The sequence below is a fragment of the Gimesia aquarii genome, assembly GCF_007748175.1.
Lineage (GTDB): Bacteria > Planctomycetota > Planctomycetia > Planctomycetales > Planctomycetaceae > Gimesia > Gimesia aquarii_A.
In genome coordinates, this window is the sequence record NZ_CP037422.1 from 2297128 (window position 1) to 2318162 (window position 21035).

Below are 21035 nucleotides of genomic sequence, written 5' to 3' on the forward strand. Positions count from 1 at the left end.
CATGCTGAAGCTTGAAAGCCGGTCTTATGTTGTCTGCTTTTTGAAAGCCGTATCAGGATCTCGGAATCGGTAGCCTACGCCACGGACGGTCTCGATGAGTTCGGAATGTTTATCCAATTTTTGACGCAATGCGCGGATATGAACATCGATTGTCCGTTCCAAAACCAACGCATCATCACCTAAGGCTGCGTCAATTAACTCAGCTCGTGAGAAAACACGCCCTGGTTGCCTGACGAGTGCTTCCAGTAATTCAAATTCACTCCGCGTCAGAGAAATCGGTGCGTCGTCAATCATGACTCGATGCCGTCGCCGATCAATCATGACACCTTGGCTCACAATCGTATCAGATGCTTCTCCATTGCTTTCGCGACGCCTGAGCAAAGCTTTAATTCGCTCCAGCAGAATCTTTACGCTGAATGGCTTGGGAACATAGTCATCTGCCCCCAGTGTAAAACCAACAACCTGATCCGTTTCTTCTGACTTTGCAGTTAGCATGAGAATCAACACATTACTGGTCACTGGGTCAGAACGTAATCTACGACAAACTTCCAAACCATCCATTTGCGGAAGCATCAAGTCCAAGATAATCAAATCCGGCGTTTTGAGTTGTGCCTGTCGAAGCCCATCCATTCCATCCAAGGCAACAACAGCATCATATTTCTCCTGTCGCAGGTTATATGCGAGAACTTCAGAGAGAGAACGATCATCTTCAATTACAAGTATGCGTTTCTTTGACATATCTTTTTGTTTCACCACTTATAAGTTAAAACGAATCAGGTAGAAAATGTTTCTTTGTGACGATGACGAATAATTTCGCCTTCCGTTAAATAAATCACATCTTCGGCAATATTAGTAGTATGGTCGGCAATACGTTCGATGTGGCGAGCTGAAGAGAAAAAATGTAATGCTGGCTTGATGATTTCAGAATCGGATTGCATCAACACATAAATCTCATTGATAATTTCCCGATTATACTCATCAACGATATCATCTCGTTTACAAACATCGCGTGCTTTATCTGTATCAAAATCGATAAACGCATCAATTGCATCACGAAGCATGGAAACGGTCACTTTTGTCATTGGCTCAAGTGCAGGAGGAATGCGAAAATTTGGATAATGCGAGAGCCCGATAGTACGTTCTGCAATATTCACAGCTAAGTCTGCGATCCGCTCCAGATCATTGTTAATTTTAAGCACAGTAGCTGTTTCGCGCAAATCGACAGCCACAGGTTGATGCAGCGCCAATATTTTCAAGCAGTCCTCTTCAATTTTGACTTCACTTTCGTTGATGGCATGCTCTTTTTCAATGACTTCATTCGCCAGATCAACTTGTACCTCAAATAGTGCGCGGCTTGCCTTAGAGATCATTTCTTCCACAAGCGAAGATTGGGTAATAATCTCCCTTTCAAGCGATTCCATGTCACGCTGTAAGTGTTTCGTCATGGTTTATCCAAACCTGCCAGTAATATAGTCTTCGGTTTGCTGCTTTTTGGGATTTGTAAAAAGCTCTTCCGTCGCTCCAGATTCCACCAACAAACCTTGATAGAAAAACGCAGCCTGATCTGAAACCCGTGCTGCCTGTTGCATATTATGCGTCACAATTACAATGGTATATTGTTCTTTCAGCTCAAAAATCAAATCTTCAATGCGAGCTGTGGAAGCAGGATCTAAAGCAGATGCCGGCTCATCCATTAACAGGATGTCTGGATCATTCGCTAAAGCACGAGCAATACATAATCGCTGCTGTTGTCCACCAGATAAATTCAGAGCTGATTCACTTAAACGGTCTTTCACTTCGTCCCAGAGGGCCGACCGCTGTAATGACCGTTCTACAATTTCGTATAAATCTTTCTTTTTCTTGATACCCGCAATTTTAGGCCCGAAGGAAACATTATCAAAGATCGACTTGGGAAACGGCGTTGACTTCTGAAACACCATTCCAATTCGCTTTCGCAGAGTAACAATATCAGTTTTGGATGAGTAAATATCCTGCCCTTCCAACAATATTTTTCCCTCGACCCGTGTTCCTTCAATCATATCATTCATACGATTGAGACATCGCAAAAATGTTGACTTACCGCAACCAGAAGGACCAATAAATGCGGTAACACAACGTTCAGGAATGGAAAGCGAAATATCTGTTAAAGCACGGTTGTCCGAGTAATAAAATGATAAATCGCGCACACTGATTTTTTCAGTAGCCTGCGCTAATTCATCGGCAGTCCGCATACTCTTTCCTTCTGGTATTGAAGGACGGACCATTGGAGCCGAGGAATAACCAGATGTCGCCTTTTCGGATGGTTGCATAATTTTTTTAACCGAAGGTGTAGAAGCCATGGATTGAAAATCCTTGCTGAGTCCAATTATAGATGTTTGTCATCAAATATATGTCGAACATTTTTCGAATTTATTACTACTATTAAAAACTCAAAGCATTACCAGCGAATCTTTTTCCCATATTTGTGGCGGACAAAAATTGCCACAGCATTCATGCTGACTAATACTATGAGAAGCACCAAAATCCCTGCAGCAGCAAGGTGATGAAAATCTTCTTGTGGCCGTGCAGACCAATTGAATATTTGTATCGGTAGCGCTGTAAATTCATCTGAAAGTTTTTCAGGTACGAATGGCACGTAAGCCGCCGCCCCTACTATAAGTAAAGGTGCCGCCTCTCCTAAGGCACGGGAAAGTGACAAAATGACGCCGGTCATAATTCCCGGTAGAGAAGCCGGTAAAACCTGATACCAGACTGTTTGCCAACGTGTGGCCCCTAAAGCATAAGCAGAGCGACGAATTGAATCTGGTACTGCCCTTAGTGCTTCCTGAGAAGCCATAATGATAATCGGTAGAACAACCAGTGTCAGAGTCAACGCCCCAGAGAGAATACTCCGTTCAAAAGCCAGGGCCCGTACAAACAAACCCAGCCCGAGAATTCCATAGACAATAGAAGGCACACCTGCCAGATTAGAAATATTCAATTGAATTAATTTGCGCCAGCGACTTTTGGGTGCATATTCTTCAAGATAAACTGCTGCCCCCACTCCCAGAGGAACAGAAAACAAAGCAGTCAGGCTGATCAGCCAGATACTTCCATATAAAGCAGTCTTAATCCCCGCTTTCTGAGGAAAACGGGAAGGAAGCCGTTCGATAAAGTCCCAGCTCAACCAACCCTTCCCCTGGATAATGATATTCCATATCAATACCAACAACATGAGCACACAGGTAATCGTTGCCAGAAAGCAGATCGAAGTGAATAAAAAGTTAGCGATCCGGCCACGACGTTTGGTTGTGTAGATATCCAGTTTTGTACTCATTCGTATTTTTCCCCTACACGGGAGAGAATGTATTGAGCCATAATATTCATCGTCATTGTGGTGATAAACAACATTAACCCCACGGCAAAAATGGTCCGATATTCAACCGTTCCCGTAGGGGTATCTCCCAGACTGACTTGTACGATATAAGCAGTCATCGTCTGAATACTTTCCAAAGGGTTTAACGTCAGTTTAGGAGTTGCTCCGGCAGCCAGAGTCACAGCCATTGTTTCTCCAATCGCACGTGAAATTGCTAATAGAAAACTGGCAATGATTCCAGATAAAGCAGCAGGAACAACCACACGCACAGTCACTTCAAACTTGTTAGCCCCCAAAGCAAATGCAGCACCTCGCAGCGATAAGGGAACGGACTGCAAAATATCTTCACTTAGAGAAATGATCATAGGCAAAATCATTATACCCACAACAATACAGGCGCTAGCAGCATTAAAGACCCCGGCACTGGGAAACAAGTAGCGTATGATTGGTGAAACAAAGACAATCGCCAAATATCCGTAAACAACAGAAGGAATACCTGCGAGAACTTCTAAAAGTGGCTTGACGATATCACGAAAACGGGGAGACGCATATTCACTGAGATAGATGGCGGTTCCCAAGCCAATCGGTACAGCAACAATTGCTGCTCCACCGGCAACCAACATCGTCCCACACAATAAAGGTAAAATTCCAAAATGTTGGGGCTTTAAGAGAGGCGTCCATTTCGTTCCAGTCAAAAATTCAATAATCGACACATCAAAGAAAAATTGAACCGATTCATATAATAAGACAACTACAATACCTACGGTCACCAGCACAGAGACACTGGCGCAAACAAATAGGCTGAAATGAATGAAACCTTCATAGAAAGGACGCAGGCGACCCCATAAACCGCCAGCGCTTTCTAAAGAAGTAGAGCGAGGTAGCTTGATTGCAGCTACCTCGCTGAGTTCCATCTCTATTGGTTGTTCTTCGTTGGAACGTTTTTCTGTCACTTAGACAATGCTCCCTTAAGGGCATCCTGGTTCTGTTTTTCAACTTCATCAGACACAGGTACATAACCTACTTCTTTGGCAAGTTGCGCTGCGTTTTCAAGATAAAATTTCACGAAAGCTACAACTTCAGGTCGTTCTAAAGCAGACTTTCGAACATAGATAAACAAAGGGCGAGAAAGAGGAGCGTAAGAGTTATCACGCACAGTTTCCAAAGAGGGCTTTGTGCAACCTTTTCCACCATCCACGGCTAATAATTTCAGCTTGTCTTTGTTCTCTTCGTAATAAGCGTATCCAAAATAACCTAGAGCATTTTCATCTGACTGAACTCCAGTCACCAGGACGTTATCATCTTCGCTAGCGGTATAATCTGCACGACTCGCTTTTTCTTCGCCTACGATTGCTTCTGTAAAGTAATCAAAAGTTCCGGAATCAGTACCTGGTCCATATAACTTGATCTCTTTTGCAGGCCATTTGGGATCAAGGTCTTTCCACTGCTTTACTCCACTTTCAGGTCGCCATAATTCTTTAAGTTGACCAACTGTTAAACAGTCACACCAGGTATTTTTAGGATTTGCAATCACAGCCAAACCATCGAATGCAACAGAGAGTTCTATAAATTCAATCCCTTTTTCTTTACAGGCGGCAGCTTCTTTCTCTTTCATTCCACGTGAGGCATCACAGATGTCGATTTCGCCGGCAATAAACTTTTTCATCCCGCCACCGGTACCCGAAATACCAACAATCGGACGCACTTTGGGATGCACATTACGGAACTCTTCAGCGACCGCTTCACTAATAGGGTACACAGTACTGGAACCGTCAATTTTTACACTACCAGAGAGTGCTTCACCTGTACCACCGGCAGGCTCAGTTTCTGTACCTGCTTTTTTTGCAGCGGGCTCAGTTCCAGTCTCACTTTTCCCATTACAGCCAGCCCCAACCAGGGAAACACTAACCGCCAAGCAGAGCAGTCCCAATACTTTCCCTATATTTGTTGTGATCATTTCGCGTGTCTCTCCCAATTTGGTACGTTAATAAACAAGTTTGAAATTTGAGTTGATTGAGGGCTTTTAAGAAACCAGATCAGAGCGACCCAATGCCAAAACACCTTTTTCAGATGCTGGCTACCATACCCATTAATTATTAAGACAATATTAAGAAACGATGAAGTGCTTAATCTTTTTGGAACATTGAATCAAAGACCAAAAACATCGTAAGCCTTTTATAAATAACAACTTAAAACAAAACACACTGTTTTTAGCCTCTGGGAAGCCGAACGGTAAAGGTGGTGCCTTCACCAACTTTACTGGTCACGCCAATAGTACCATTGAAGGACTGAACCAGATGCTTAACAATGGAAAGCCCGAGCCCGGTTCCACCAAGTTCACGCGAACGAGCTTTATCAACGCGGAAGAACCGTTCGAACAGTCGCGCCTGGTGTTTTTCCTCAATCCCGATTCCTGTGTCTTCCACTTCCAGAAGTACCATATTGGGATCATCCCATTCCCAGCGAATCGTAATCCGCCCCTGATCGGGAGTGTATTTAATCGCATTATTAATCAAGTTGCCTAAAATTTGATGCAAGCCTTCTTCATCCGCTTTCACTTTAATGCCATGCTCTTTTTCTTCGACTATCAATTCGATGTTTTTAGCTTCGGCAACTTTCTGCTGGTCAACGAGGCATATTTCAACAAAGGGCCTTAATTCGATGTCAACAATGTCAAAGACCTGATTTCCTGATTCAATACTCGCTAAGCTAATCAGGTCCATGATTAATTCATGTAGACGCTCAGCCTGTTCTTCAATTCGCATTAAAAATGTCTGACTGATTTCCGGATCGTCCTTCGCCCCTCGAATAAGCGTTTCCGTATAGGCTTTGATGGAGCTTAAGGGAGTTTTCAATTCATGCGAGACATTCGCCACAAACTCTTGTCTTAATGACTCCAACCTCCGTAGCTCGGTCATATCGAACAATACAATGACTAAGCCAGGACAAGGTTCTCCCGGCAAAGGTGTCGTCGTCACCCCTAAAATTCGATCACTGGTACTCTCCAGTTCGACTTCCATGCGTTGAGGTTCTAAAGTATTCAGTACTTCCGTCACCGCTTTTTGCAGTTGATGATTGCGAACCGATTCAAATAATGGCTTTCCCTCAGCCTCTTCTGGAGAGAAAAACAGAAGTCGACCGGCAGATTCGTTCGCAAATAATACATGCTGACGTTCATTGATCGCGATCACTCCCTCTACCATACCTTCCAGCACAGTTCCCAAACGGTCCCCACTCGCCTGCAGCTGTCTCACTCGTTCTGCCATCTCCTGGCTCATATGATTGAAAGACTGCGCCAGAATCCCCAGTTCATCATGTTGTGGAAAATAGAGCTTTTGATCATATTCTCCCCCGGCAATCGATTCGGCAGCGTTTGTCAAAATGGTCAAAGGTCGAATCATTCGCGCTACAACCCAGTAAGTCAGTAGCATCACCGTAAAACTGACTACTAAAGCAATGCCCCAAATCAGCTTTTCAACGGCAGAAACTTCTTCCTGGATTTTCGCCATCGTAATCGCAACGCGCACCACACCTTCGGGCTGCTCCTCTTCTTTAAATAGAACAGCATAATACAGCATCGGCTCACTCAAAGTCGGACTCATTCGTTTAGAACTACCAGAGCCGGTAGAAATCGCCTGAATAATTTCAACGCGGTTTTTGTGATTTTCCATGTCTTGAACCAACTTCAAGGTATCCTGGTCAGAGTCGGCAATGACAACACCATCCATATCAATCAAAGTCAGCCGCGTCCCTGTCTCCTTCCCAAGTTTTTTGACTTTTTTTTGCAGACTTTCCGTAGGCCCCTGTTGGAAAACACCCTCCAAGCTGCTCCCCATAATGACAGCTGAATCATGCAGGCGTTGTCGAACCTGCTCATCAACCTGAGTTTGCTGACGCCCGGAAACAATCAAAGCAAACACGATCGCAGACGCAATATTTAAACCGGCATAAACCAGAAACAGCTTCCAGAACAATCGCGAAGACCACATCGTTACATCCACCCTGATGAAAACAAAAAAGAATTCGCCTATTTTGAACCTGACCCTGGTTAATCTGCAAGGGCTGCCCCTCATTTTCATCAAGAGTTCATGAGAACAGAAAAGAAATCGAATGCCTCTCAGACTGCTTACACCTTATTTACAAATAACATTTACCTCACAACTTCAATATTTGATTGAATAAACCATGTCGCAATTCCTGCTGAACAAAATCCTCTGGACAAATACAATAACTTTGTAAATTCATTTTTCTCCATGAATTAAAGGTTTTTTATTCTGCTTGACACAGAACTGCCCTCTCTTAAACTGCGCAATCTGCGTCGCGCGCGCGAAAGATGTTTTCCTCCAGTGAATCGATTACTCCCTCTACTTCTTATTCACTACGAAAAACGAGCCCTTTTTTATGATTTTACAAAAAATACCACTCTGGTAGTTCTCGATGTTTACGCTCATTTCACGCCTGTCAAACAAGTTCGCGACATGTTCATTCCGTTATCAAAACAGATCGCTTTACTATCAAAGCATTTCACGCTATCACCGCTTGACACTCTCACGCCGATCAACAAAATCATAAGTCTCAGGAGATGTGCTTATAGAGCACTCAAGATCTTAATTGAAATTGATATGTGTCTCTCTCAATCTGCAGAAAAACACCTGTCACAAACCCAGGTGGAACTAAAATATGATCCCGCCCTGGTACTGCTAAAGGAAAGCCGCGCAATGTGAGACTCGTTTATTTTACCGGATGTTGTATAAAGCAGCGTAGCTGAATATTCAGCAGCAGTCTGCAAGTTTGATCAACGGTAAGCAACCATTGTGGGACAGGAGTTAAGCATTATAGAACGAACCAAAAACGTCAGGCTGGTAACATTAAATAGCACTCCATCCGATGCACATTTCAGCCAGTCTCTATTTTTTGCTCTTGAGGTCGAACTTGAACTCGCCCCCCTCTTGAGGTACGACGGCTGTCAATTTTGTTTTGGTTACGTCACTATAACGGCGTGAAAGAGTTTCCGTTGCGATTCCCCCTGCTCCCGCACCTTCCTTAGGAAGTGGCGTTCCATCCCCCCGTAATAGACGGCTGACGACTACTTTGTAATTCCCGGGAGGCGCTCCCTCTGTCCCATGCTGTTGTTTGAGTGTGTACTGCCCTGATTCATCGGTCGTCCCCTGACACTCAATCCCCTTTGTCTGTCCATCGGGAATAAACGTTACTGTGGCAGATGCCAGAGGTTGACCATTCAAAGTCACGACACCAGAAACAGGAACTGTTTTGGGCAATGGTTTTGCTTCGACGCCTCCACCACAACCAGTGGTCATTACAACGAGAATTGTACCTAAAATGGAACGTAACATACTTCGGGGCTCCCATCAGAGTTGAACCGTTGATGAGGAAAGGGAATACAACAGATAACCCTCACCTCATCAACTCAGTATCGCTGAACACATCTCAATAAATTAGAATTCACCTAAGACTTGACCGTCAGCCATTCTTGATAAATTAATCCTGGTCGTTGTATCGATGTTCTCACTAAGGAAACGGACTGCACCATCTCCCATCAGAATATGGATCCCTCCTGTGTGAAGGCTTCCTGCATATCCCCAGCTGTCCAATTTTCCTGTACTAGCTTCACCAGCAGCAAAGATGTTTATGCCTCGATGCTGGAGGCTGATTCCCAGCATCACGTGCCCTCGATAACCCCAGGCAGTCGAATTACCATTTCGTACAGACCGCGTTGTTTCAGCCATGGCAATCGTGTTGCTGGTGCCGTCTACAACATCACGCACACTGCAAAAACTGTTGTCACCGAACATAGCACGTGTAGAAAGTCCGATTGAATTCCACTCAGCGCAATTTTGCCAATTCGTAATATTCGAAATGAAATCATAGTTAGTTCTACCCGCACCACTGTGGGTGGTATCGAGGGATGTGGGAGCATAACAACTTTGCCCAGGTGGAATTCGAGTAGGATTCGGGTCTGTGGGACACAGAAACGCCGGCAATACTTCTTGTACTGGAGCCAGATTGCCGTTTGTTGAGGGGTCATCGGCATGCGTACCGATTAAACCACTATTACATCCAGAGACTTCCCATGTATACATCGTTCCGTTGAAATTGAACTGGTTGTAAAGTGGCGCCTGATCAATAAAAGGCAGTAACATCACCAACCCCGAGCTGTTCAAATCTGGTGTGGTACAACGACCAATGTTACCGGGAGGAAAGACTCGATGTATGTCAAGGTAGTTGTGTAGTGCCAATCCCAACTGTTTCAGATTATTTTTACACGTAGAACGCCGCGCCGCTTCCCGCGCCTGCTGAACTGCGGGAAGCAATAATGCAATCAAAATTGCGATAATTGCAATGACTACTAATAATTCGATGAGTGTAAATCCGCGCCTCCGCATATGGCCCCAATTCATGTTTCTTCTCCTTCATAAAAAAATGTATGAAAAATACGAGTTGCAACAAAAGCTCATCCCAGAGAAGAGACGCAAGTCGATCCCATCAACTCACAGCGTTCGTTGACCGAAATTCAAATCGAAGAAGCACCTGCAATAAGAAATAGCAAGCGCTGTTTATCGAAATTTTTTATGACAATATGGCGAACTAATGTTGCCAAGATTCGAAAGAAAATCGATAGAATGATGATACGCCCATAGATTACGGTCGTTTCGATTTCTGATCTTTATTTAGTTATGTTACAAACTAAATGAAACGCAACAGATTCCAATTCGGACCGAAATATATCACTATCAGACATCATCTGAGTTGTGAGAAATTCTACCTCAGTTCGCTGAAATCTCGCGCAACAATCTATTTGATTCCGTAGTGCGCACAACAATGGAATAGAGGGAGTAGGAAGGGTTGTCTAATCGGCTAAGGAGGATGAGTGGGTGCGTGTCAGAGAACACTGGAGCAGTCTAAGCTGAGTAAGATGATCACAACTCATTCTTCAGAAATTTAGTTAAGGCAGACCGATACGAGAACCAGTTCTCTCGAATGAAACTGATCCACTATTTTTGCCGTGGTAGTGGCAGGTCAATTCGTTTTTTTCCCCGAAGAACAGTGACGTCAAATTTTTGTCCCGGCTTTAATTCATTCACTCCATACGCGAGAATGTCGGTTTCACGGTATAAATCATTTTTCCCATTGAACGAAATGATAATATCGCCTTTTTGGAAGCCTGCCCGCTTTGCAGTCGCGTGCAATCCATACTGACCAAGATGGCGTATCCTAAGTGCCATCGACTTTCCATCTGGAGGAAGTCCAACCTCTTTACGTTCATCTGGAGTTAATTCTTCTAAAACGGCTCCCCCCAGAACCATTCTACGAAGAGGCCAACTGCTGACCCGCCAGGAAAGATCATCTTTTCGTTTCCAGCCTGTGGGGAGTGAGAGTGTCAGGTCGCGTTTTTGTCCCTTTCGATCAATTTCAGCTGTCAGACGATCTTGAGGTTGCGCATGATGGAGTACCCATTGAACGTCTGCAATCGAGAGCATCGGTTGACCCTCCAGCGTTAAAATCTGATCCCCTTTCTGAAAGCCGGATTGAGCGGCGATCGAATCAGGAATAATCTCTTTTACTACCGCTTTTTCTTTTGGGTCTAATATCAGCCCCAAAATTTTCGGATGTGGATACTGAAACAAGATTCGCTCAGGAATTGATTTTTGATTTCTCAGAAAAAAGTCGCGCTGTGCATCTCCAATCTGGTGGCAGTGAATACAACTCTTGACGACATTCTTTTTCTTGTTAATCGTTGATCTGTACTTTCCGGCAAGTAAGGGATACCGCTCAGGAGAAGCCACATCAGGCTGTTTTCCTTGTTTTCCTTTGAGTGATGATTTAATCGCAGTGTAATCTGCATGTAAATTCAAAGCACCTTGCATCGCTTTATTCAGAGCTTCAATCGAAACATCTTCGGCCCAAAGGGTATGATGCGAGCGGGTACCAAATCGCCCGTAAACGGTTCGATCTGCATTCAGCATGAATACGGCAAACGACTGGTCGTAATCGTATTGAAAAAGAGACAGGTCCAGGCCATTTGTCGAAATGAGTCGCACTCGAACGAACTGATCCATCAGTGGCTTGAGATGCTCATCTTTCTCCATCAAATCCTCATCCAGTTTCACACACTCTTCGCAAGGAATGCAACGCAAAACGATCAACATCGGTTTCTTCGTCTGTCGTGCTTGCTCAAAACCTTTCTGGAGATCGTTGTAAATCCAATATCCACTTGACTCCACCTTTTCTCGATCCTGTCGAACTTTTTCTTCACGAGTTTGTGCGAAAGAAAAAGTTGTTGACGTCATCAAGAGTAAAGTAAATATGAAAACAGTTCTCAGCATGATTCTGATTCCTTGTACGGTCGAGTAATCGGAGGTGACAACTCCTCATTCTACCGCTTTACAGAATTCGAGTGCAAATGAAAAGAGATGCAATCACACCAAAGATCACGTTACCCCTCGCCGACTCAGCCCAACAAATCACCTGGATATCTATAAATACAAACACCCTCGGTCTGAATCTTCAGACCGAGGGGCAGGCATCAGGTAATCACTATTGTAACCACACCTGGCAGCGCCATGTCTGCATTACAGAGTACCGTTGTCGCTTCAGTTCCATCAACCGTTGAAGAACTTGTTGGAAGTCAGATACACAGAATAGAATTAGTTTCAGAAATTTTTCCGAAATCAATTTGTTTCCATAAAACAAGAGTTACTACAAAGAGTTGGTTAGTCAGGAATCGAAGTCACCAACTCTTCTGCCACTGCTCCAAGTATATCTGAAGAAATCAGAGGTAATTCATCTGCATAGCCGACCAGCAGTGCTAAATCACAAAGACGGTTGATTTTGCGTGGATTCCCTTGCGTCAGCTCGAACAGAGTCTGAAAGCCATCCTCTTCAAAAATGGGTTCATTTCGACCGGCCACTTCCAATCGGTGCTCGACATAACCACGCGTATCTTCAATCGAAAATGGTTTTAGAAGACAGCGAACAGCGATCCGATCATCAAGTTGTGCGGATCGTTGTAGATGGCTTAAGAGGAGTTGATCGCCTACCAGCAGTAAAGTAAAGTCGATTTCAGAAGTCTGTTGAAAATTCAAGAGCTGATGTAGTGTCTCAAAAATTCGCTGATCGACAATCAAATGTGCTTCATCAATGACGATCACAGGCTTGCGGCCCTGTTCACAAAGTAACAGAAGCTGTCTGTGTAATGCCCGGATAATTCGATCTTTCCCGGGCGCACTTGGCTCAATATTGGCTTCTTCTGCGCCTAACTCGACAGCGAGATACGAAATCAATTCAATCGGCGATAGTTGCGGAAACACCAGATGCACAAAAGGCTGATTGACATCAGCCAATTGACTTTTCAACACATGACACAGATAAGACTTACCAATCCCGGAACCACCGACAAGAAGACCTGCGCCTTTGCTGTTCTCAATGAGGTATTGAAGCTTCAACAACCCTGCCTGATGTGGGTGACTTTCGTAAAAAAAAGTGGCTTCCATTTTTTCTTCGAAAGGACCACTCTGTAAATTCCAGTAACTCTGATACATAAACTCTCATTCCCGGGAATTGTTAAACGGACGGCATCCTAACTAACATGTATTATCTTTGATTCCTATAACGACGATATGAGCCATCCACGGGCAGGTCGTGCACCTCTTCGATTTCTCCAGTCAACCAGACCGCGGCCTGTTTGTCTTTGGTCCTGATTTGATGATTCTGTTGCCCCGATTTCGAAACATAAACGGGACTTTCACCTGTGATGTGTTGAACCCGACCTTGATTTCTCTGCTGACCAATCTCGAGGCCGACAGCGTGATAGACACTCCCATCATTCCGATCAGTGCCTGTCTTCTGTTCCACTGAAACTGTTCTAATGACAGCTTTTGCATTTGTGGAATCCTGGTTTGGAACATCCGTCGTCTGAAATTCAGGTTCGTGGATCGGCAACGAGGCATCCAGACCAAATTCCTTGAACAAGTCATCGCTGGCGCCTAATTGTGGTTCCAGATTTTCTGCTTTGGATGGCGACTGATCGACAGATGATTCTTCCAATGACTCAAAAAAAGAAATGAGAATCACCATGGAAACAACGCTTGCTACCACCCCCACCAAAATCTTCTGGGTCTGATTCCAGCGAAAAACTAACAAAAAGCCATTTTTAGCTAGAGTAAAATCTGGTTTGACTCGTTTCGAAAAGCGTTTGTAAATGAAAGTCTTGAGCCAACTCATCTCTCGTTCCTTCGAGGGGTGAATATTTTTTGACACCAAAATACGAGTTCAATCCCTGAATTGTTCGTAGCAGAAAACACCACTGCCTTCCAAAGAGAAACCCACTTTGTCGATAGACAACAAGCGCTTTTCAATTATCGGTTTCCGGGTGTATGAATCTTGACTATTTCACAGGCTTGGTAAAACAGGAAAACCTGCAAGAATACGTCGTCTAATTTAAGCCCAAAACGTCGGCCATAGAATACAGCCCGGGGCGTTGTGCAGCCAAATATTTAGCAGCAGCCAGAGCACCGTAGACATAACTATCCCTGGTATGGCCGCGAACCGTTAAATCAATGGTTTCCCCCATCATACCGAACACGATTGTATGTTCCCCGACATTATCACCAGTTCGCAATGCGTGATAGCCAATCTCACTGATCGATCTAGCTCCCGGCCGACCTTGCCGACCGTGAACATGATCGGTCTGTCCCATTTCTTCAGCAATGATTTCGCCAAAATGCAGCGCCGTTCCACTGGGAGCATCTTCCTTAAAACGGTGATGGCGTTCGATCACTTCTACATCCACACCACTGGGAGAATTTTTCAACGAATGAGCTGCTTCACGCACCAGCTTCATCATCAAATTAACGGCCAGACTCATATTTGGTGCCAGAATTAATGGCGTAGTTTGTGAAGCAGAGAGCACTTCGTCACGTTGTTCCGGTGTTAAACCGGTCGTCGCCGCCACTAAACCAATCTGTCGCTCCGCACAGACCTTGGCAACGCTCAATAGCCCCGATGGCATGGAGAAATCGATCATGACATCAACACGGTCCGTCAATTCCGATTGAATCTCCACTCCTACTGAACCAGTACCAGCCACTTCTCCAGCGTCTTTACCCAGCGCAGGAGAATTCTCTGAATCGAGTGCCGAACCCAGCTTCAAATCCGGATCTTGACACACCAGAACAACCACGCGCTGTCCCATACGGCCAGCGGCACCATTCACCCCAACGAGAAGTTGATCACCCATCTCTCACTCCCACTTGCTGAATCTTATTGCATTCATACGATTGAATTGTCGCGGATCCACCGCTCTCTTTGATCGTAATACACTCACTACCACTTTTCCATAAGTGCCTGCGACAATCTAGCTGCATTTTTGACATTATTCACTTCGGTTTTTGATTTCGGTCATCGCCTGCTTTAATTCCTGAATTACATCAGGCTCCACCTCGACAGCAAGTCGCTGATTGAGTAACGCAAAGACTGCTTCATCTCCCAGATTACCGAGTGCCCAGGCTGCGGCTCCACGAATCAGGGCTTCAGAATCATGCAAAGCCTTTAATAAAGCAGGAACTGCTGAGGAATCTCCCAAATTTCCCAAGACAATTGCCGCATTCCGTAATAACCCGGCTCGTCGAGGTCTCGACATGGGTGTGCTCCGAAATCGTTCTTCGAAGGCTGTTTTATCCAAAGACAACAACTCGACTGCGTCCACGGGAGTAAACCGTTCATCAGGTCGAAAGGCGGGTTCGTGACTGAGGGGGGCTTTATGGTTCCAGGGGCAAACATCCTGACACACATCGCAACCAAACATCCATTCCTGCATACCTGCCCGTAACTCACCTGGGATCGGCTGATCACGGAGTTCTATCGTCAAATAGGAAATACACTTCCGCGCATCTAAAGTCCCCGCTTCAATAAACGCATCCGTGGGACATGCATCCAGACAACGTGTGCAAGTCCCACAATGTGACGTTTGATGTGGGGCATCGTATTCCAATTCGTAACTCAGTAACATCCCCGCCAGAAAAAACCAGCTTCCTTCTGATTTGCTCAGGAGCAAAGTATTTTTGCCAATCCAACCCATGCCTGCGAGTTGCGCAAAATCCCGTTCTAATAATGGCGCAGTGTCTACAACACCCCGAGTTTCGCAGTCTGGCAAATGCTCACGTATTCGCTTTGAAAGTTCTTTCAATTTTTTGCGAATGACATTGTGATAATCGTCATTGCCCCAGGCATAACGCGAAATCCGGGCCTGCGTGCCGGAAAGCGATGGTGGCTCGTCAGTCCGATAGTTGAGTGCCAGCATCAAGACACTCCTGACGGAACCCATTACAGTTCGGGGATGTTCATAGACGTCTTTACGACGCTCCAGATAGCTCATCTCACCCGCATAACCTTGATCAAGCCAATCCAGGAATCGATGATAGCCTTCCGGAGACACAGCCGGCGCAATGCCCGCCAGATCGAAACCCACTTCATAAGCCATTTGCTTGATTAGTGTGCTCTGTTGGCTCTGATCCCGTTCCAGGGGGGCTGATTCTTCGGCCATAATTCCCTAATACAGATGATTCAAATCATATCGACGGATGCGACTGCATCTGTTCCCATTGAACACGACCGACTTTCAAAACATCCGCATCATTGCGTTTCACTAAAGGTGTATAACGGGGATGGCGCGATTCTTTGTAAGGATCATTGTGCCGTGTATTATAACAGCATATAAAACCCCAGCGCGGCAGCTCGCTTTTGTTTTGATCAGAACGATGTAAAAGGTTTGAATGAAAAAAGATGACCGACCCTGGTTCCAAAGTACAATAGACTAGTTTAAATCGTTCCAGAGCTGCTTCTACCCGTTCCGGATCAGCGCCTGTCTGATCACCTACCGGTCCATGCTCGATACGTCCCATCAAATGACTTCCCTTCAGCACCTGCAAACAACCATTTTCGACCGTCGCACGATCAACGGCAATCATACAGCTTGCCATATCGGGTAACAGGCAACCATTGTTGTACCAGTAGCCATAGTCCTGATGCCAGGCCCAGGCCCCCCCTACCTTTGCTTCCTTTTGAATCATTTTATGATGGTAATGATAGACCTCGTCATCCAGTAACTCTTCCATTCGGTTTACGACGCGCTCACTACTGGCGATGGCACCATAAATATCATCATGAACTTCATTCTCAATATTCAGCTTAACCGCGCCCCCTTCGCCGTCAGCCCGACTGTATGTCGATTGCTGAATTGCTAAATCGGCGCGTCCAATCTGACCTAATAAAGTGACCTCTTCCTCACTAAAGAGTCCTTCAACAACCAGAAAACCATTCTGCTGAAACTGAGTGATTTGCTCTACGGTGAATAAAGCGGTGGTCATGATCTAATTCCCATCTCAATTTAATAATGAGTTGAAACCTGACACCTAGTTTAACGTATTTGAGGATTTGTTTCGAGTATCAACACGATTCAAAACAAAAACACAGCCGACTTGTGAGGGGCTGTGTTTTTGATTTCGTTTCTATATTGTCATTCCGAACAGACTTTATGCCTCATCCAGAAGATTGACAGCCGCGAATTCCTGGCCTTCCAGCATTGCCAGACTAGCCCCCCCACCGGTACTGACGTGAGAAACCTGATCGGCAAACCCGAGTTGCTGTACCGCAGCGGCACTATCACCGCCACCAATAATACTAGTCGAATTGCTATCGGCGATTGCCTGCGCGACTGCTTTTGTCCCTTCATCGAAGGGTGCCATTTCGAAGACTCCCATCGGGCCATTCCAGACAACGGTCTTGGCAGATTTGACGGTTTCTGCATACAGCTTTGCAGTTTCCGGTCCGATATCTAGTCCTTCAAAACCATCGGGAATCGCACCTGCTTTTACAACCTGTTTATTACAGTCGCCGCTGAAGTCGTCGCCACAATGGGTATCAACGGGCAGCATTAATTTATCGCCCCCCTTCTGAATTAATTCGCTGGCCAAATCGACTTTGTCTTTTTCGACCAGACTGTCACCGACCTGCCCCCCCTCTGCAAGCGCAAAGGTATAAGCCATGGCTCCACCGATCAGCACTTTGTCACAAATTCCCAGCAAATTATCGATAACTTTGATTTTATCAGAAACTTTAGCCCCACCCAATATGGCGACAAAGGGACGTTCCGGATTTGCAATCACATCCGTCAGATACTGAATCTCTTTGGCAACCAGAAAACCAACGACTTTCGGTTTGCCTGCCATCGCTTCCGGCACAGCGACCATCGAAGCATCTGTGCGGTGGCAAGTCCCGAAGGCGTCGTTGCAATAAATATCAGCAAAGGCCGCTAACTCGCTTGCGAATGCGGCATCGCCTTTTTTCTCACCGGGATTGAAACGCAGATTTTCCAGAATCAACACCTGTCCTGATTCCAAACCTGCCACTTTGGCTTTCGCATCATCACCTATCGTATCAGTAGCAAATGCCACATCCTGACCCAATAACTCACCCAGGCAGGAGGCAGTCGGTTTCAAACTGAACTTCGCATCTCCACCATCACCTTTCGGACGACCAAGATGACTCATTAATATCACACGTCCCCCACGATCAACGACCGATTTTATAGATGGGAGTGCCATCCGGACACGACGATCATCCGTAATTTTCAGATTATCATCCAGTGGAACATTAAAGTCCACTCGCATTAATACAGCCTTACCTGCAACGTCTACATTTTCGATTGTCTTCTTTGCCATGGAAACTTGAACCAGTCTCTTTCAATACAGAGTTAGAGAGATAACGATCTTGTTCTGAATACTTTTGTTCTAAAAGCATTCCTGATGATGTTTTTTTACGAACGACAGAATCAGGCCATTTCTGCGACGACTCACAGTAAACCGTTAATAGACTAGTCGTCCATAACGTCTTTTTCTTTTGCACCTGCGATGCTGTTGACCTTGCCTTCGTATTTTTTGGTCAGGTCCTGCACATCGGACTTCGTATTATCGCGTTCGTCTTCACCCATCAACTTATCTTTTTCTGCCTGGTCAGCATGCTTATTCGCATCGCGACGGATGTTTCTGATCGAAACACGGGCCTCTTCTGCTAATTCTTTCACACGCGAGACAAGCTGACGGCGACGTTCAGTAGAGAGTGGGGGAATATTTAATCGAACCACACGCCCGTCACTATTTGGTGCCAATCCGATGTTGCTGGCTTGAATGGCTTTGGAAATCTCTCCCACCATTTGCGCGTCGAAAGGACGAATCAGAATCTGTTGAGGCTCTGGAACACTGACGTTCGCCATTTGCTTTAATGGAGTCGGTGAACCGTAATAATCTACACGAATCGAATCCACAAGCCCTGGTGTCGCACGACCTGTTCGAATGCCTTGTAACTGACCTTGCAAAACGTGAACCGCTTTGTCCATTCTCTCTTCAGCATCGAGTAAAATTTCGTCTTGGTCCATGCCACAAATCCTTCGTAGAGCCAGCATTTCTGAGTTAAATTTTCAGGTGATGTTTTATCTTAGCCTTAAAAAATAACGGTATTTCCCAATTAACTAAGATATCATTAAACACCACGCTTAATTCAAAAAGGGTCCTGAGTTCTCTGTACGAGAACAGGTACCGGCCCGATTTTAGTTAAACAGGAGATAAAATCAAACCGTCAGGAACGAGAAAAACCAGCCGAAACGGGTCCGACTGGTTTTTAAGAGTATTTTGCTCAATTCTTACTGGAAAATCACCATCTCCATGAATGTGACATCAGGAAATGGGAGACTCGGCCCGCTCAATAATTCCACTTAGGTAAAGCAGATTAATTTCAGCAGACTCAGTTGATTCAAATCGTAAATTTTTGTTTTCAGCCTGTAACAGATCACGACGACTGATTTGGCCTACCAGATAGCGATCATCGCGTACCACAGGCAGCCGGCGCGTTGCAGTGCTGAGAAAGATTTGGGCAATTGTTAGTAAATCAGTATCTTCTGTAATAACTCTTGCTTCGGTATCCACGAAAGGAAAAATCTGCGAAGAGGGAAGCTGTTCGTAATTCGCTTTAATCAAAACTTCCATGCAACAGCGTTCAGAGAACACTCCCAACACTCTATTTTCTGCATCAACTACGGGAGCTCCTGAAATACGATGGCTCAATAACAACCCGATTGCTTCGAGAACATCCATGTCCGGAGTTAAAGTGATTAACTTCGTTACCATAATGTCTTTTGCAAGCATTGGTTTGTTCATCGCGACACTCCCTGTAAAAATGATTTTAATCACACATGAAAATGAGACACACTACTAAAGAAATGAATTCCAAACGACTGAGAACGTGTGATCTCACTTTTAGAAATGAAATAACGCCAAATTGCGTTATTGAAAAATCGAATGTGGGAAACCTGTGTATTCTAACAGGAATTTAATGTAATCTCAAAAAGAATTCTGAAAACCAAGTATGAAGATACTGATTATCAAACACACTATCTTCTTCTAAAACAACAACTTAATGAATTCATAAAAAAACGGCACGAACGACGTTTTTTATCAGTTTTCTGAATCATACAGCAAGAGATAGAATGTCAGATCTATGAGAAGTCTGCTCAGGTGCCTATAATCTGAGCTTATGATGATTAAGAGAAACTTCTTCAGAAATTCTCCAGCTAAAACGGAAATGCTGCCAGCTGACCAAATAATAGAAAATAGATTCAATGTCAAATAGAGTGGAAATAGATGGGGTTGGTTTACACCTGGGCCGTGCTGACCAGACAAGCAGTGAATGGATCGGTCAACATGAAGCATTAAAACAGCTGCTTGCCTGCTGGCTCGTGATTGATGAGAAAGACATGCCACTCACACCGCGTCTGGTTGGAACACCGGGAATTGGCAAAACTTCGCTCGCCATCGCAGGTGCGCGAACCAGAGATCAAGAGCTCTTCATTTATCAATGTACCGCTGACACACGACCGGAAGATCTGTTAGTCACCCCTGTTCTCGCCGAGAGTGGCAAGATTGCCTACCATGCTTCCCCACTGGTAACTGCAATGATTCGTGGTGGTATATGTGTACTTGATGAAGGCAACCGGATGAATGAAAAATCATGGGCCAGCCTCGCACCACTTCTTGACCACCGCCGTTATATTGAATCAATTGTTGCCGGTCTGACAATTCCGGCTCATCCCGAATTTCGATGTGCCGTGACCATGAATGAAGATGAATCCACGTTTGAAATTCCCGATTATATCCTCAGCCGTCTGCAACCCAGCATTACTCTGGAACACCCTAATCGGGAAGATGAAAAGATGATCTTGCATTATCATATCCCCTTTGCAGACGAGCACATGCTCGACTTGACGGTCGATTTTTTACAACAGTCTCATAGTTTAAAGCTCGATTTTTCAACCCGCGATGGAATTAATGTTTTAAGACTGGCATTGAAGCGGGCCGCTCAAGATAAAGATCACCCTCTCAGCAAAGATGTGATCTGGCTGGAATCACTCAAAAGCTGTCTGGGTGAGGATGCTTTAGATTTGGAGTCATTGTCCGAAAAACGAACACAAAGCCTGGGTGGAAATATGATGCCCATGGGACTGGGAGATTTCTTTTTCTCACCCGACAACCCATTACACCCAGACCGCGATGAAGATGATGATGATGAATTGGACTTTGATGATGAGCCGGAAAAGTATTAGCTGATTACA

19 protein-coding genes are annotated in these 21035 nt (G+C 44.9%); 1 reads left to right on the top strand and 18 read right to left on the bottom strand.

Annotated elements, in window-relative coordinates; genetic code table 11:
• Positions 1-24: 24 nt before the first annotated feature.
• The 18 genes from V202x_RS09100 to V202x_RS09185 all read right to left on the bottom strand — a co-directional run bounded on the left by V202x_RS09100 (position 25) and on the right by V202x_RS09185 (position 19584).
• Positions 25-738, bottom strand: a complete 714-nt coding sequence (locus V202x_RS09100) for a response regulator (RefSeq protein ID WP_145173316.1) — start codon at positions 736-738, stop codon at positions 25-27.
• 35 nt (positions 739-773) lie between these two features.
• Entirely contained in the window at positions 774-1445 is a 672-nt protein-coding gene (gene phoU, locus V202x_RS09105; RefSeq protein ID WP_144989479.1) for a phosphate signaling complex protein PhoU, read from the bottom strand.
• A 3-nt stretch (positions 1446-1448) separates the two neighbouring features.
• Positions 1449-2231, bottom strand: a complete 783-nt coding sequence (gene pstB / locus V202x_RS09110; protein WP_144991149.1) for a phosphate ABC transporter ATP-binding protein PstB — start codon at positions 2229-2231, stop codon at positions 1449-1451.
• Positions 2232-2437: 206 nt separating this feature from the next.
• Positions 2438-3316 (bottom strand): phosphate ABC transporter permease PstA, encoded by an 879-nt coding sequence (gene pstA / locus V202x_RS09115; RefSeq protein ID WP_145173318.1) that lies wholly within the window; start codon positions 3314-3316, stop codon positions 2438-2440.
• Complete coding sequence (pstC, locus tag V202x_RS09120; protein WP_232098920.1) at positions 3313-4308, bottom strand: phosphate ABC transporter permease subunit PstC; 996 nt, start codon at positions 4306-4308, stop codon at positions 3313-3315. Before pstC ends, pstA begins: the two co-directional genes overlap by 4 nt.
• Positions 4305-5312 (bottom strand): PstS family phosphate ABC transporter substrate-binding protein, encoded by a 1008-nt coding sequence (locus V202x_RS09125; protein WP_145173321.1) that lies wholly within the window; start codon positions 5310-5312, stop codon positions 4305-4307. Before V202x_RS09125 ends, pstC begins: the two co-directional genes overlap by 4 nt.
• A gap of 253 nt (positions 5313-5565) precedes the next feature.
• Positions 5566-7344 carry a two-component system histidine kinase PnpS gene (gene pnpS, locus V202x_RS09130; protein ID WP_197993305.1) on the bottom strand — a complete coding sequence of 593 codons (1779 nt, stop codon included), beginning with the start codon at positions 7342-7344 and terminating at the stop codon, positions 5566-5568.
• Between the two features lie 918 nt (positions 7345-8262).
• Positions 8263-8709 carry a carboxypeptidase-like regulatory domain-containing protein gene (locus V202x_RS09135; RefSeq protein ID WP_145173326.1) on the bottom strand — a complete coding sequence of 149 codons (447 nt, stop codon included), beginning with the start codon at positions 8707-8709 and terminating at the stop codon, positions 8263-8265.
• A gap of 102 nt (positions 8710-8811) precedes the next feature.
• Positions 8812-9774: a DUF1559 domain-containing protein gene (locus V202x_RS09140; protein ID WP_145173327.1), complete on the bottom strand. Its 963-nt coding sequence runs from the start codon at positions 9772-9774 to the stop codon at positions 8812-8814.
• A gap of 594 nt (positions 9775-10368) precedes the next feature.
• Positions 10369-11700 carry a Trx7/PDZ domain-containing (seleno)protein gene (locus tag V202x_RS09145; RefSeq protein ID WP_145173330.1) on the bottom strand — a complete coding sequence of 444 codons (1332 nt, stop codon included), beginning with the start codon at positions 11698-11700 and terminating at the stop codon, positions 10369-10371.
• 387 nt (positions 11701-12087) lie between these two features.
• Complete coding sequence (locus tag V202x_RS09150; protein ID WP_145173334.1) at positions 12088-12915, bottom strand: ExeA family protein; 828 nt, start codon at positions 12913-12915, stop codon at positions 12088-12090.
• A 52-nt stretch (positions 12916-12967) separates the two neighbouring features.
• Entirely contained in the window at positions 12968-13597 is a 630-nt protein-coding gene (locus V202x_RS09155; protein WP_145173338.1) for a hypothetical protein, read from the bottom strand.
• A 211-nt stretch (positions 13598-13808) separates the two neighbouring features.
• Positions 13809-14612 carry a 4-hydroxy-tetrahydrodipicolinate reductase gene (gene dapB, locus V202x_RS09160; RefSeq protein ID WP_144989498.1) on the bottom strand — a complete coding sequence of 268 codons (804 nt, stop codon included), beginning with the start codon at positions 14610-14612 and terminating at the stop codon, positions 13809-13811.
• 135 nt (positions 14613-14747) lie between these two features.
• Complete coding sequence (queG, locus tag V202x_RS09165; protein ID WP_145173340.1) at positions 14748-15917, bottom strand: tRNA epoxyqueuosine(34) reductase QueG; 1170 nt, start codon at positions 15915-15917, stop codon at positions 14748-14750.
• Positions 15918-15942: 25 nt separating this feature from the next.
• Complete coding sequence (locus V202x_RS09170) at positions 15943-16740, bottom strand: phytanoyl-CoA dioxygenase family protein (RefSeq protein WP_145173343.1); 798 nt, start codon at positions 16738-16740, stop codon at positions 15943-15945.
• A 165-nt stretch (positions 16741-16905) separates the two neighbouring features.
• Complete coding sequence (locus V202x_RS09175) at positions 16906-18093, bottom strand: phosphoglycerate kinase (protein ID WP_145173346.1); 1188 nt, start codon at positions 18091-18093, stop codon at positions 16906-16908.
• Positions 18094-18245: 152 nt separating this feature from the next.
• Positions 18246-18806 (bottom strand): ribosome recycling factor, encoded by a 561-nt coding sequence (gene frr / locus V202x_RS09180; protein ID WP_144989508.1) that lies wholly within the window; start codon positions 18804-18806, stop codon positions 18246-18248.
• Positions 18807-19104: 298 nt separating this feature from the next.
• Entirely contained in the window at positions 19105-19584 is a 480-nt protein-coding gene (locus tag V202x_RS09185) for a CBS domain-containing protein (RefSeq protein WP_145173347.1), read from the bottom strand.
• Positions 19585-20045: 461 nt separating this feature from the next.
• On the opposite strand from V202x_RS09185, the gene V202x_RS09190 reads away from it, so the two are divergent.
• Positions 20046-21026: an AAA family ATPase gene (locus tag V202x_RS09190; RefSeq protein WP_145173350.1), complete on the top strand. Its 981-nt coding sequence runs from the start codon at positions 20046-20048 to the stop codon at positions 21024-21026.
• Positions 21027-21035: the final 9 nt, after the last annotated feature.

Coding starts and splice junctions, on each gene's coding strand:
- phoU (WP_144989479.1), bottom strand. CDS start 1,445: ATGACGAAACACTTACAGCGTGACATGGAATCGCTTGAAAGGGAGATT.
- queG (WP_145173340.1), bottom strand. CDS start 15,917: ATGGCCGAAGAATCAGCCCCCCTGGAACGGGATCAGAGCCAACAGAGC.
- frr (WP_144989508.1), bottom strand. CDS start 18,806: ATGGACCAAGACGAAATTTTACTCGATGCTGAAGAGAGAATGGACAAA.
- V202x_RS09135 (WP_145173326.1), bottom strand. CDS start 8,709: ATGTTACGTTCCATTTTAGGTACAATTCTCGTTGTAATGACCACTGGT.
- V202x_RS09170 (WP_145173343.1), bottom strand. CDS start 16,740: ATGACCACCGCTTTATTCACCGTAGAGCAAATCACTCAGTTTCAGCAG.
- V202x_RS09185 (WP_145173347.1), bottom strand. CDS start 19,584: ATGAACAAACCAATGCTTGCAAAAGACATTATGGTAACGAAGTTAATC.
- V202x_RS09145 (WP_145173330.1), bottom strand. CDS start 11,700: ATGCTGAGAACTGTTTTCATATTTACTTTACTCTTGATGACGTCAACA.
- V202x_RS09125 (WP_145173321.1), bottom strand. CDS start 5,312: ATGATCACAACAAATATAGGGAAAGTATTGGGACTGCTCTGCTTGGCG.
- pstA (WP_145173318.1), bottom strand. CDS start 3,316: ATGAGTACAAAACTGGATATCTACACAACCAAACGTCGTGGCCGGATC.
- V202x_RS09190 (WP_145173350.1), top strand. CDS start 20,046: ATGTCAAATAGAGTGGAAATAGATGGGGTTGGTTTACACCTGGGCCGT.
- V202x_RS09155 (WP_145173338.1), bottom strand. CDS start 13,597: ATGAGTTGGCTCAAGACTTTCATTTACAAACGCTTTTCGAAACGAGTC.
- V202x_RS09140 (WP_145173327.1), bottom strand. CDS start 9,774: ATGAATTGGGGCCATATGCGGAGGCGCGGATTTACACTCATCGAATTA.
- pstB (WP_144991149.1), bottom strand. CDS start 2,231: ATGCGGACTGCCGATGAATTAGCGCAGGCTACTGAAAAAATCAGTGTG.
- V202x_RS09100 (WP_145173316.1), bottom strand. CDS start 738: ATGTCAAAGAAACGCATACTTGTAATTGAAGATGATCGTTCTCTCTCT.
- V202x_RS09175 (WP_145173346.1), bottom strand. CDS start 18,093: ATGGCAAAGAAGACAATCGAAAATGTAGACGTTGCAGGTAAGGCTGTA.
- pnpS (WP_197993305.1), bottom strand. CDS start 7,344: ATGTGGTCTTCGCGATTGTTCTGGAAGCTGTTTCTGGTTTATGCCGGT.
- dapB (WP_144989498.1), bottom strand. CDS start 14,612: ATGGGTGATCAACTTCTCGTTGGGGTGAATGGTGCCGCTGGCCGTATG.
- V202x_RS09150 (WP_145173334.1), bottom strand. CDS start 12,915: ATGTATCAGAGTTACTGGAATTTACAGAGTGGTCCTTTCGAAGAAAAA.